The following is an 11,657-nucleotide window of genomic DNA, read 5'->3' on the forward strand; positions in this document are numbered from 1 at the left end:
GGATTCCTTAGATCATTTTTGCGGCGGCCGGGCCGCCGTCCGGGATTTTTTCGTTCGCGGCCGGGGCCGCCGCTTGGCCTCATCCCAACATAATGCACTGGCGTCCGGAGACAATGGCTGCGCCGTTCGGACTTTCGAACCGGATGCAAGATCGAGGCCGAGCCTTGTTTTCCGCGCCCGAATCGCCGCTTTCCGCTGTGCAATCGTGACAAGTAGCCCGGCGGCGATGAAAATTGTCTAAAGTCGCGCCAGCGTTTTCCACCGGAATCGTGCGCCGCGGCAACTGGAAAAAACAGAGGAGCGCCCGCTGGCGCGGACGCTCCTCGATTCAATCGCTGAAAGTCGAATCAGGCCTTGTCGTCTTCGTCCGCCGGCTTGAACAATTCTTCCTTGGACACGGTCTTGTCGGTGACCTTGGCGAGCCCGATGATGTGATCGACGACCTTTTCCTCGAACAACGGCGCGCGAATTTCGGCGAGCGCCTGCGGGTTCTTCTGGTAATAGTCCCAGAACAGCTTTTCCTGGCCGGGGAACTGGCGGGCGCGTTCGACAATGGCGCGACTCACTTCGTCATCTCCAATTTTCACGCCGGCCTTTTCGCCGATTTCAGCGACCACCAGGCCGAGACGGACGCGGCGTTCGGCGATGCGTCGATATTCGGAGCGCTGCTCCTCTTCCGTCGTCTCTTCATCGGCGAAGGTCTTGCCGTTCTGCTGCATTTCGGCCGTGACCTGCTGCCAGATGCCGCCGAATTCCTGTTCCACCATGTCCTGCGGCAGTTCGAACGTATATTTCTTGTCCAGCGCGTCGAGCAGGGCGCGCTTGAGTTTTTCGCGGGTGGCGCGATCATAGTCGGCCTTCACGCGGGCAAGCACCGCTTCACGCAGCTTTTCCACGCTGTCGAAGCCGAAATTCTTGGCGAAGGCTTCGTCGATGGCGATGGCGGCGGGAGCGGCGACGGCCTTCACGGTGACGTCGAAGGTCGCTTCCTTGCCGGCCAGATCAGGCGCCTGATAATCGGCGGGGAAGGTCACCACGACCTTGCGCTCCTCGCCGGCCTTGGCGCCCTCGAGCTGGGCCTCGAAACCGGGGATGAACGAGCCGGAGCCGAGCACCAGTTCGGCGTTCTCGGCCGTGCCGCCTTCGAAAGTCTCTTCGCCGAGACGGCCGACGAAACCGATGGTCAGCTTGTCGCCCGACTGCGCCGCAGCGCCTTCTTCGCGCGGCTCATAGGTGCGGTTGCGCTCGGCCAGCTGGTCGAGGCTCTGCTGGACTTCCTCTTCGGGAACTTCCGCCACCAGGCGCTCCAGCTCGATATCGTCGAAAGAGCCGAGTTCGAAGCTCGGCAGGATTTCGAATGACAGGCTGAACTTCAGGTCGCCCGAGGCTTCGAGCACCTTTTCCATCTCTTCGCGGTCTTCCGGGAAGTCGAGCTTCGGCTGGCCGGCGAGACGGAGCTTGTTGTCGCCGACAATCTGCTTCTGCGCCTCGGTGATCGCTTCCTGGACGACGTCGCCCATGATCGACTTGCCATAGAGGCGCTTCAGGTGGCCCATCGGGACCTTGCCGGGGCGAAATCCGTTGATGCGCACCTTGTCCTTCATGCCGGCGAGCTGGGCGTCGAGTTTCTGCGCCAGTTCCGCGGCGGCCAGGACCACCTGATATTCCCGCTTCAGCCCCTGCGAGAGCGTTTCGGTCGTTTGCATCGTCAAAACCTCTGAACCTTTTCGCCGTTGGCTTTTTAGCCTTGCGACGGTGTTGAAACTTGTTGCGACGGGCCAAGGGCTTTTAACCGATGGTTTTGGCGCTGGTGCGGGCGGAGGGACTCGAACCCCCACGATTTTCACCACCGGAACCTAAATCCGGCGCGTCTACCAATTCCGCCACGCCCGCGCGCCCTGCCAAACGCCGCGCGAAAGCCCGGCCGCCCGTCTGGGTGGCGCTCTATAGCAATGGCGGAAGCGCCATGCAGCAAAAAAATAGCATACGCGACGCATTTGCCACAGGGGGGTAGGAGGAGAAGGGCCTAAGGCCCAAGGTTTTTGAAAATCTGCTATGCTGCGCCCATGCTTTTCTCTCGACGAAAATTACTTGGCTCCGCCTGCCTGACCCTGTTGGCTTCCGCCTCCCACTCGGAAGAAACGGACGGTTTCGTGCTTCTCGAAGCGCGGCCGGGCGCCGTCCCCCTGCTGCCTGCCCCCGGCCCGGCCACCAAAATCTGGGGCTTCAACGGCCAGACCCCCGGCCCGGCGTTGCGCGTAAAACTCGGCCAGGAAATGCGGGTCCGATTCGTCAACCGGCTCGACCGGCCCACCAGCCTGCATTGGCGCGGCATGCGCCTGCCCAACGCCATCGACGGCGCCGCAGGCCTTGTGCAGAAGGCGCTGGCGCCAGGCGAAAGCCGCGACCTCCGCTTCACCCCGCCCGACGCCGGGACCTTTTTTGTCCAACCGCTGATCCAGCCGCATTCCGGCGAACAGCTCGGACGCGGCATTTACGCCGCGGTGATCGTCGACGAGGCGAACCCTGTTCCGGTCGACGACGATCTCGTCCTGCTGCTCGACGATTGGCGGCTCGACGCCTCGGCGCAGATCGTCGGCGATTTCGACAATCCCGCCGACGCCCTGCGGCAAGGACGCTTCGGCGCCGTGACCGGGGTCAATGGCAAGGCGGGCGCGGCGGCGCAAATCTACCCACCCGGCGCGCGGCTGCGGCTGCGCCTGATCAACGCCGCGAATGCGCGGATTATGCGCCTCACCTTCGAGGGCGGCGCGCCGACCATCATCGCGCTCGACGGTCAGCCCTGTGACGCTCTAGCGGCTCAAGGCGGGAATGTGCCGCTCGGACCCGGGGCGCGCTGCGACGTCCTGCTCGATCTGCCGCGCCTCGAAGGGCAAAAGGTCCGGCTGATTCTGCGCGGCGAGACCGAGTTGCCCGATTCCACGGTGCTGGAAATTGCGACCAGGGGCGCGCTCCGGCCGGCGGGGGCGCCCGTCGCGAATCCCCCGCCTAATCCGCTGCTTCCGGCGGAAATCCATCTCGAGAAGGCGAAAAGAGTCGACGTTGTCATCGAGGGCGGCTGGCGGAAAGGCATGCCAGCCGGTTTCAAGCCGCAGGGCGACGAATTGCGCAAAATCTGGAAAATCAACGGCCACGCGTCGAGCGGACTCGATGGGCCGCCCTTGTTTTCCGTCAAGAAGGGAACGCCGGTCTCGCTGGCTTTGGCGAACAAGACATTGTTCGAACTCTCGATCTTCGTCCAGGGCCATGTCATGCGCCTGCTGCACGATCTCGACGACGGCTGGGATCCCTACTGGCGCGACAGCGTCATCGTTCCCGAACAGGCGACCAAACATATCGCCTTCGTCGCCGACAATCCCGGCAAATGGCTGCTCGGCGGCGCCGTCCAGGAACATTTCGCCAATGGCATGGCAGGCTGGTTCGAGGTGACGTGAACAGTCGCGCCTTGCGGTCCATCCTTCGAGACGCCGACCTCACAATTTCTTGTGCGCCCCATCGCAAAGCGGCTTGGCGCCGCTGTGCTTGCAGCCGCAGAACCAGGCCGGCCCGGTCTTTTCCGCTTTGTAGGCGATGGGGACGAATTCCGTGCCCTGATGCGAACCGTCGCAGAACGGCTGTTTCGCCGACTTGCCGCAGGCGCACCAATAATAGGTCTTTCCCTCGATGACTTCGACGGCATAGGGAGATTTCTGCGCGATCATAGGTTCGCCCATGGCTGTTTCCTCTAGCCCTGCCGCAACGAGAGATTCGCCAGCACGCGCGGCAGGATTTCCGAAATGTCCTCGGCGATCAGGCCCGGGCCAAACAGCGCCGCCGCCTCGCCGTGCAGCCAGACCGCGCAGGCGCTGGCCTCAAACATGGGCATGCCCTGCGCCAGCAGGCCGCCGATCAGCCCGGCGAGAACGTCTCCCGAACCCGCCGTCGCCAGTGTGGGCGGAGCGTTGCGCGCGATGCAGGCGCGCCCGTCCGGCGCCGCGACAACCGTATCCGGCCCCTTGTAAACCACGCAGGCGTCGACCGCCCGGGCCGCAGCCCGCGCGCGATCAATTTTATATTCAAGTTCAATTGGTTCGGTCGATATTTCTGAAGCGTTGGCGTAACCCTCGGGCACACTCTCGCGCTTAAGTTGAAGTTTCGTCGCCTTCTTGTTGAAAAGACGATTGAATTCACCTTCATGTGGCGTGATAACGACCTCGGCGCCACTGCACTGGATCACCGCCGCAAGGCTATCCCAGTCCGGTGAAAACGACGTTAACGCATCGGCGTCCAGCACTATGCCCAGCGGCCGCGACCCGCCTTTCAGGCTGGCGGCGAGCAGGGTTTCGACAATCCGCCGCGTCGCCGCTCCGACGCCAAACCCGGGCCCGATCGCCACCGCCGAAAAACGCCGGTCGGCGAGAAGTTCCCGCCATTGCGCCGCATCGTCAACTTGGCGCAGCATGATCGCGGTCACGGCGGCGGCGTTGACGGCAAGAGCGTCGGCAGGACTCGCCAGCGTCACCAGCCCTGCCCCGGCGCGCAGTCCGGCGCGGGCGGCAAGCCGCGCCGCCCCGGTCCGCGTCATCGGGCCGGAGGCGACGATGAGATGGCCCCGCGCATATTTATGCCCGTCCACGCCCGGCCAGGGCATGGCGTCCAACCAGAGTTTCGGCGTATTGAGGAAGGTGTGCGGCTGGATCTCGCGCAAAGTCTCCTCGCCAATGCCGATCTGGGTCAGGCGGGTTTTTCCGCAGGCGAGCCGTCCCGGCAGCAGCAGATGCCCCGGCTTCAAACGAAAAAAGGTGACGGTCTCGGTAGCGCGCACACATTCCGATCCCACCGCGCCATTGGCGCCGTCCAACCCCGAAGGCACGTCCACCGCCAGAACCGGCGTTCCGCTGGCGTTGATCCGCTGCACCACCTGCAAGGCGAGGCCGTCGAGCGGCCGAGACAATCCGGCGCCGAAAAGTGCGTCGATGACCAGATCCGCGCCGCGCGGATCGAGATTTTCGCTCGGCGCGATTTCGCCGCCCCAATCGGCAAAGGCTTTGGCCGCCTCGCCGCGCAAATGATGCGGATCGCCCAAGACCCCGACCTGGACCTGAAACCCCTGTTCGCGCAGCAGGCGGGCGGCGACATAGCCGTCGCCGCCATTATTGCCCGGCCCGCAGAACACGGCGACTTTTTGTCCCTCGCGGGCGCGCAGCAAATCCGCCGCCGCGACCGCAACATTCTTGCCGGCGCGCAGCATCAGGTCGTAGCCGGCGGTTCCGGCGGCGATGGTCAGCGCGTCGGCCCGCGCCATCTCCTGCGGGGCCAGCAATTCGATCGGGTATTCGTCGCCTGAGTTCATGGCGCGATTTTGCGCTTGCGGCGCGCATTGCGCAATTGCGGCCAAGCCGGAATTATCCTAGAGGCGGGTAAGAAAACGGAGCCTGACCCCATGATGAAAAGCCCGCGCAAATTCTTTGAAGCCTTGGCGATCGGCGCGCCGGCGCCCTACCGCGAACTCCCGGTCCGGGTCGAGCGCATGATCCATTTCGTGCCGCCGCATCTCGAAAAGGTGCGCGCCAAGATGCGCGAGACCATCCCGACCGCCGACGTCATTCTCGGCAATCTGGAGGACGCCATTCCCGCCGACGCCAAGGAGGCGGCGCGCAAGGGCTTCATCGAGATGGGCCTCGCCCATGATTACGGGACGACCGGCCTGTGGACCCGGGTCAATTGCCTGAATTCCCCCTGGCTGCTCGACGACGTCACCGAAATCGTCGGCGCCATCGGCAACAAGCTCGACGTGATCATGCTGCCCAAGGTCGAGGGACCGTGGGACATCCACTATCTCGATCAATTGCTGGCGCAGCTTGAAGCGAAACATGGGATCGCCAAGCCGATCCTGATCCACGCCATTCTCGAAACCGCCGAAGGCGTGAAGAATGTTGAACAGATCGCCCTCGCCTCGCCGCGCATGCACGGCATGAGCCTCGGCCCGGCCGATCTCGCCGCCTCGCGCGCCATGAAGACCACGCGGGTCGGCGGCGGCCATCCGGAATACAAGGTCCTGGCCGATCCGACCGGCGACGCCTCGGCCGCCCGCCCGGTCTATCAGCAGGATCTGTGGCATTACACCGTGGCGAAGATGGTCGACGCCTGCGCTTCCGCCGGCATCAAGAGCTTTTATGGCCCGTTCGGCGACATCGCCGATCTCGCCGCCTGCGAAGTGCAGTTCCGAAACGCCTTTCTCATGGGCTGCGCCGGCGCCTGGTCGCTGCACCCCAACCAGATCGCCATCGCCAAAAGGGTTTTCTCCCCCGATCCGAAGGAAGTGGCTTTCGCCAGGAAAATCCTCGAAGCCATGCCCGACGGCTCCGGCGTCGCCATGATCGACGGCAAGATGCAGGACGACGCCACCTGGAAACAGGCCAAGGTGATGGTCGATCTCGCCCGCCAGGTAGCGGCGAAAGACCCGGATTACGCCGCGGTTTACGGCTTCTGACGTTAAAGCGAAAAGTCCGCGGGGCGGCAAAACCCCGCGGAATCTTGACTCAAGCGCCGCGGTGTGAAACCTTTTCCGCCCTGCGAGGCAGGACATGGCCATTTCAATGAAACCGCGCGCTGCCAAATACGCCATTGGCGAAGTCGTCAAACACCGCAAATATCCATTTCGCGGCGTGATCTACGATATCGACCCGGTTTTCGCCAATACCGAGGAATGGTGGCTTTCCATTCCCGAGGAAGTTCGGCCCGCCAAGGACCAGCCGTTCTATCAGCTCTATGCCGAAAATTCTGAAACCGAATATATGGCCTATGTGTCCGAGCAGAACCTGGAACCGGACGACAGTGGCGCGCCTTTGCGCAATCCGCAGATCGACGAGGTTTTCGCCCGCAGCGACACCGGCCGTTATGTCCGCAAAGCCAATGTGCTGAACTGAGGCCTTTTTTCTTCGCCATACGAAAAAAGCGCGGACCAGCTGTTCCGCGCTTTTTTCGTATGGATGGAGCCGGCGCGCGAGCGCCGGCTTAATCTTATTTCTGCGGGGCGGCGGGCGTGGCCGGGGCGGCGCCCGCGGGCTGCTGCGCTTCGAGCTTCTTGCGCTCTTCCTCGGCGCGCTTCTGCAATTCGGCGGCAAGTTTCTTCTGTTGCTCTTCCAAAACCTTCGGATCTACGGCCGGCCCGTCGAAAGCCTTGCCGAAACCGGCCAGCGGCAGATTGAACACCACTTCCGCATTGGCCTGGTTCTTGACCACGACGCTCATGGTCGTGCCCTTCTTGGCGGCGTCGACCACATCTTTCTTCACCTTGGCCTCAGCGAAACAGCCGTTCGGGAAGCAGATTTCGAAGGCGCCTTCGGAAACCGGACCCTTGTCGATGGCGAAACGGAAGCCGGGGCGCAGCATCAGGCCGACCGGCATCAGGAAGCGCACGATCTTCACGTCGTCGCCCTTCACGTCATAGACCGCGAGAGCCAGAACCGGCGGCTGGTCCTTCTGGGCGCCGAAATCGCGCGTGGTGTAGCAAATGTCTTTGTTTGCGGCCTGGTCGTGACCGCAAACCTTGGTCCAGCTGTCCTGCGACGGCGTCAGGTCGACCTTCACCGGGCCACCCTGCTGGGGCTGACCAGGCTGTGCGGGCTGACCGGCGGGCTGGCCAGCCGGCGCCGCGGGCTGCATCTGCTGGGCGAAAACCGGCGCGGAACCGAGGGCCAGGGCGCCCGCCACCAATGCGGCCGCAACGCGGGACGAAGACAACGACATTCGAAATCCTTTCAACTGAGCGACTTTGCGCTCGATCGGCGAGTCACGGGAAACCCCGCTCGCGCCCCTTGCGAATTCATGCGCTCTTCGCCTCAAATTGAGGCGACATATTGACGTCGACTTCATATCGCCTTCGTTTGCGCTTTTCCAGCGGTGAAATGCTCCGCTTGACAAAATTCTGAGGTTCTCCGGCCTGACGGGGCGGGTTCGATGTTCTAGCATGACCCCATGCGCCGTTTTTTCACTTCCAAAATCCGCTTGTTTGCCGCCGCGCGGGGGTTTTGCGTCGCCGCGCCGGGCTTGGCGCTGGCTTTCGCCCTGTTCGGCGGCCCGGCGCCGGCCCAGCAGGCCGCCCCCGCGCGAATCAGCCACGCCATCGCCATGCACGGCGAACCGGCGCTCGGGCCGGATTTCGACCATCTGCCCTATGCCAATCCGGACGCGCCCAAGGGCGGCGTCCTGCATCTCGGCGCTATGGGCGCCTTCGACAATCTCAATCCCTATGGCGTCAACGCCGGCTCGACCGCGCTGGGCCTGACCGGCCCGGTCTATGAAAGCCTGATGGCGCGCTCGTACGACGAGCCTTTCACACTCTATGGCCTGATCGCCCAGACGGTCGAGACCAACGACGAGCGCAGCTTCGTCACCTTCCGGCTCAATCCGGCCGCGCGTTTCTCCGACGGCGCGCCCGTCACCGCCAAGGATGTGCTCTTCACCTTCAACCTCCTGAAGAGCAGGGGCCGGCCGCAGCAGCGCGCCGCCTATTCCCTGGTGAAATCCATCGACTCCCCGGACGACCATACCGTGCATTACGACCTCGCCGGCGCCGACGACCGCGAATTGCCGCTGATCCTGGCGCTGATGCCGGTGCTGCCGGCCCACGCCCTAAGCGAAAAGCGCTTCAGCGAAGAAGGGCTGGCGGTTCCGCTCGGCTCCGGCCCCTATCGGGTCGCCGAGGTCAAGCCGGGAGAAAAACTGGTGTTGCGTCGCGACCCGAACTATTGGGCGAAAGACCTGCCGGTGATGCGCGGCCTCTATAATTTCGATGAAGTGGACATCGATTATTCCCGCGACGACAACAGCCTGTTCGAAGCGTTCAAGGCCGGCCTGATCGATTACCGCGAGGAGGACCAGCCGCATCGCTGGATCGAGGGCTATGATTTCTCCGCCCGGCGCGACGGGCGCGTCGTGGTGGAATCGCTGCCGCTCGGCGGCCCCAAGGGCATGCAGGGTTTCGCCTTCAACACCCGGCGCGCGATTTTCGCCGATCCGCAACTCCGCGAGGCTCTGGCGATGATGTTCGATTTCGAATGGATCAACGCCAATCTCTATTCGAACCTTTACACCCGCACCAAAAGCTTTTTCGACGAATCGGAACTGTCCAGTTCCGGTCGCCCCGCCAGCGCGGCCGAACGCGCCCTGCTCGCGCCATATCCTCGCGCCGTGCGCGACGAAATCATGGAAGGCCGCTGGGCGCCGCCGCGTTCGGACGGCGGCGGCCGCGACCGCGAACTGCCGCGTCGCGCCCTGCAACTCGCCGAGACAGCGGGCTGGCGGCTTCATGACGGCGCGCTTTCGCGCGACGGCAAGGCGCTGGCTTTTGAAATCCTGGTCGCCAACCGCGACCAGGAGCGGCTGGCGCTCAATTACGCCGGGCAACTGCGGCGCATCGGAGTCGAGGCGCGGGTGCGCGAAGTCGATGAAGTGCAATATCAGCGCCGTCGCCAGCGCTTCGATTTCGACATGATCGTCGGCCTGTGGCAGGCCTCGGCCTCGCCGGGCAACGAGCAGCGCATGCGCTGGGGCGGCGACAGCGCCGAACAGGAAGCCTCCTATAATCTCGCCGGCGCGAAGAGCCCGGCCATCGACGCAATGATCGCGGCTTTGCAGGGGGCGCGCTCCAAGGAGGATTTCCTCACCGCGGCAAGAGCGCTGGATCGGGTGCTTCTGTCGGGCTTTTACGTCGTTCCGCTGTTCCATCGAACCGATCAATGGGTCGCCTATTGGCGGCGCATCGCCCATCCGAAAGCTCTGCCGCATTATGGCCAACCTTTGTTCGGCGATGTTCTGGAGAGCTTCTGGCGGGTTCCCGAGCAACCCTTACTCGAGCGTCCAAAAACTCCGGCCAAATATTTCAGGCAATCTGGATAGGTTCTAACAAACAATGACTTGCGCCTTTGTTTTGGCGCCGCCTGGCGCCGCGGCGACTTGCTCGCCCTTGTCATTTGGCGCGCGGCGCTTAACTGTTGCGGCGGCAAGCTGAACGGAGGCGAGCGTGGATATTGTCAAGGCGGCCCTCGATTTGCGGCGCAAAAACAAACGCCGTGCCTGGCCTCCGCGCCAGCTCGCTCTCGCCCTGCAGGGCGGCGGCTCGTTCGGCGCCTTCACCTGGGGCGCCCTTGACCGGCTGCTGGAAGAGAAAACCATCGCATTCGACGCTTTTTCCGGCGCCAGCGCCGGCGCGGTCAACGCCGTGCTGCTCGCCAGCGGCCTCGCCAGCGGCGGGCGCGAAGGCGCGCGAAAAAATCTCGAGGCTTTCTGGACGCAAGTAAGCCAATCGTCGCTGTTCCTGCCCAAGGCCGTCACTTTGCCGCTCGGCATTCTCGCGCGGGCGCTTTCACCCTATCAATTCAATCCCTTCGATCTCAATCCGCTGCGGCAGGCGCTGGAAAAACACGTCGATTTCGAACTCCTGCGCAAGACCGCCAACCCGCGCCTGTTGATCGCCGCGACGCGGGTCAGCGACGCCAACCTCCGCATTTTCCGCAATGAAGAGTTGACGGTCGATTGCGTGCTCGCCTCGGCCTGCCTGCCCCTGTTGCATCATACCATCGAAATCGCCGGCGAAGCCTATTGGGACGGCGGCTATGTCGCCAATCCTCCGCTGACGCCGCTGGTGACCGAAAGCGACGCTTCGGACGTGCTGATCATCCAGATCACGCCGACGCGCTCGCAGGTTTTCCCGCGCAGCCGTCACGAAATCGAGCGCCGGATCGACCAGATCAATTTCTCCTCGACGCTCGACCGTGAAATCGAGGCGATCCGCCTGCTCGCCCCGCTTTGCGCGGGCGGCGATCATTCCGGAAAATGGGCGAAGTTGCGGCTCGACCGCATCGCTGCTGAAAACGAGGTGGAGCTATTGGCCGAAGCCAGCCCCGGCAATCTTCAATGGTCCTTCGTCTCATCCTTGCGCGACGCCGGCCGCGCCGCCGCCGACGGCTGGATCGAGCAAACGGATATACATTCCCCCAATCCAGCAGATTTCGCTTAGATCCGATAATCGGAGCGGAGCGCTTTTTTTGTTTTTACGCGTTTTCTTCAAAAACGCTTTTAGGCCCTGCTTCATGACAGCGACAAACCTGCACTTCGTCACTTTGCTCGGCAGCCTGCGCAAGGCCTCGCTCAATGGCGGCGTCGCCCGCGCCCTGCCGGCGCTGGCGCCGGAAGGCGTGACCATTGCCGCGCTCGGCTCGGTCGGCGAATTCCCGCTCTACAACGCCGATGTGCAGGCCAAAGGCATTCCTTCGCCCGTCGAGGCGATGGGCGCGCAAATCAAGGCCGCCGACGGATTGATCGTCGTCTCGCCGGAATATAATTATTCTATTCCGGGCGGCCTCAAAAACGCCATCGACTGGCTGTCGCGCCTCTCGCCGCAGCCTTTCGCGAAAAAGCCCATCCTGATCCAGAGCGTCTCGCCCGGCGCGCTCGGCGGCGCGCGCATGCAATATAATCTGCGCCAGGCCTTCGTCTTCCTCGATGGGCGCGTCTTCAACACGCCGGAAGTCATGATCGGCGGCGCCGGAGCGAAATTCGACGCCGCCACCGGCGACCTCACCGACGAGGGAACCAAGGAATTTCTCCGCAAGCATTTGGCGGCTTTCGCCGATTTCGTGCGGGGCTGACCC

Annotated in this window: 10 protein-coding genes and 1 tRNA gene; 6 read left to right on the forward strand and 5 right to left on the reverse strand. The window is 63.5% G+C overall.

Annotation, left to right across the window (positions count from 1 at the left end; genetic code table 11):
• Window positions 1-347: 347 nt before the first annotated feature.
• Together tig and ACLP2E_RS01390 are read right to left on the reverse strand one after the other, a co-directional pair.
• The gene (gene tig / locus ACLP2E_RS01385) at window positions 348-1,706 is read right to left on the reverse strand and encodes a trigger factor (RefSeq protein ID WP_442464941.1); all 1,359 of its coding nucleotides are present in this window, start codon (window positions 1,704-1,706) and stop codon (window positions 348-350) included.
• Between the two features lie 102 nt (window positions 1,707-1,808).
• A tRNA-Leu gene (locus ACLP2E_RS01390) sits at window positions 1,809-1,893 on the reverse strand.
• 173 nt (window positions 1,894-2,066) lie between these two features.
• Here ACLP2E_RS01390 and ACLP2E_RS01395 point away from each other — a divergent pair.
• Window positions 2,067-3,455: a multicopper oxidase family protein gene (locus ACLP2E_RS01395; RefSeq protein WP_442464942.1), complete on the forward strand. Its 1,389-nt coding sequence runs from the start codon at window positions 2,067-2,069 to the stop codon at window positions 3,453-3,455.
• 39 nt (window positions 3,456-3,494) lie between these two features.
• On the opposite strand, the gene ACLP2E_RS01400 is transcribed toward ACLP2E_RS01395, so the two are convergent.
• Window positions 3,495-3,734, reverse strand: coding sequence for a CDGSH iron-sulfur domain-containing protein (locus ACLP2E_RS01400; protein WP_442464943.1), 240 nt, complete (start codon window positions 3,732-3,734; stop codon window positions 3,495-3,497).
• 11 nt (window positions 3,735-3,745) lie between these two features.
• On the reverse strand, window positions 3,746-5,353 hold the full coding sequence (locus tag ACLP2E_RS01405; protein ID WP_442462732.1) for an NAD(P)H-hydrate dehydratase: 1,608 nt from the start codon (window positions 5,351-5,353) through the stop codon (window positions 3,746-3,748).
• A gap of 93 nt (window positions 5,354-5,446) precedes the next feature.
• Between ACLP2E_RS01405 and ACLP2E_RS01410 the strand changes: the two genes are divergently transcribed.
• Together ACLP2E_RS01410 and hspQ are read left to right on the forward strand one after the other, a co-directional pair.
• Window positions 5,447-6,493, forward strand: a complete 1,047-nt coding sequence (locus tag ACLP2E_RS01410; protein WP_442462733.1) for an HpcH/HpaI aldolase/citrate lyase family protein — start codon at window positions 5,447-5,449, stop codon at window positions 6,491-6,493.
• A 106-nt stretch (window positions 6,494-6,599) separates the two neighbouring features.
• Window positions 6,600-6,929, forward strand: a complete 330-nt coding sequence (hspQ, locus tag ACLP2E_RS01415; RefSeq protein WP_442464944.1) for a heat shock protein HspQ — start codon at window positions 6,600-6,602, stop codon at window positions 6,927-6,929.
• A 94-nt stretch (window positions 6,930-7,023) separates the two neighbouring features.
• Here hspQ and ACLP2E_RS01420 read toward each other — a convergent pair whose 3' ends face one another.
• Window positions 7,024-7,752 (reverse strand): invasion associated locus B family protein, encoded by a 729-nt coding sequence (locus tag ACLP2E_RS01420; RefSeq protein WP_442462730.1) that lies wholly within the window; start codon window positions 7,750-7,752, stop codon window positions 7,024-7,026.
• 228 nt (window positions 7,753-7,980) lie between these two features.
• Here ACLP2E_RS01420 and ACLP2E_RS01425 point away from each other — a divergent pair, with 228 nt between their 5' ends.
• The 3 genes from ACLP2E_RS01425 to ACLP2E_RS01435 all read left to right on the forward strand — a co-directional run bounded on the left by ACLP2E_RS01425 (window position 7,981) and on the right by ACLP2E_RS01435 (window position 11,654).
• The gene (locus ACLP2E_RS01425) at window positions 7,981-9,903 is read left to right on the forward strand and encodes an extracellular solute-binding protein (protein WP_442464945.1); all 1,923 of its coding nucleotides are present in this window, start codon (window positions 7,981-7,983) and stop codon (window positions 9,901-9,903) included.
• A 124-nt stretch (window positions 9,904-10,027) separates the two neighbouring features.
• Complete coding sequence (locus ACLP2E_RS01430) at window positions 10,028-11,023, forward strand: patatin-like phospholipase family protein (protein ID WP_442464946.1); 996 nt, start codon at window positions 10,028-10,030, stop codon at window positions 11,021-11,023.
• A 73-nt stretch (window positions 11,024-11,096) separates the two neighbouring features.
• Window positions 11,097-11,654 carry an NADPH-dependent FMN reductase gene (locus tag ACLP2E_RS01435; RefSeq protein WP_442464947.1) on the forward strand — a complete coding sequence of 186 codons (558 nt, stop codon included), beginning with the start codon at window positions 11,097-11,099 and terminating at the stop codon, window positions 11,652-11,654.
• Window positions 11,655-11,657 lie beyond the last annotated feature (3 nt).

It is taken from the genome of Rhodoblastus sp. (assembly GCF_052145335.1).
In the GTDB taxonomy this organism is placed as follows: domain Bacteria; phylum Pseudomonadota; class Alphaproteobacteria; order Rhizobiales; family Beijerinckiaceae; genus Rhodoblastus.

Excerpts from the sequence above, each read along its gene's own strand:
- tig (WP_442464941.1), bottom strand. The coding sequence starts at position 1,706 with ATGCAAACGACCGAAACGCTCTCGCAGGGGCTGAAGCGGGAATATCAG.
- ACLP2E_RS01395 (WP_442464942.1), top strand. The coding sequence starts at position 2,067 with ATGCTTTTCTCTCGACGAAAATTACTTGGCTCCGCCTGCCTGACCCTG.
- ACLP2E_RS01400 (WP_442464943.1), bottom strand. The coding sequence starts at position 3,734 with ATGGGCGAACCTATGATCGCGCAGAAATCTCCCTATGCCGTCGAAGTC.
- ACLP2E_RS01405 (WP_442462732.1), bottom strand. The coding sequence starts at position 5,353 with ATGAACTCAGGCGACGAATACCCGATCGAATTGCTGGCCCCGCAGGAG.
- ACLP2E_RS01410 (WP_442462733.1), top strand. The coding sequence starts at position 5,447 with ATGAAAAGCCCGCGCAAATTCTTTGAAGCCTTGGCGATCGGCGCGCCG.
- hspQ (WP_442464944.1), top strand. The coding sequence starts at position 6,600 with ATGAAACCGCGCGCTGCCAAATACGCCATTGGCGAAGTCGTCAAACAC.
- ACLP2E_RS01420 (WP_442462730.1), bottom strand. The coding sequence starts at position 7,752 with ATGTCGTTGTCTTCGTCCCGCGTTGCGGCCGCATTGGTGGCGGGCGCC.
- ACLP2E_RS01425 (WP_442464945.1), top strand. The coding sequence starts at position 7,981 with ATGCGCCGTTTTTTCACTTCCAAAATCCGCTTGTTTGCCGCCGCGCGG.
- ACLP2E_RS01435 (WP_442464947.1), top strand. The coding sequence starts at position 11,097 with ATGACAGCGACAAACCTGCACTTCGTCACTTTGCTCGGCAGCCTGCGC.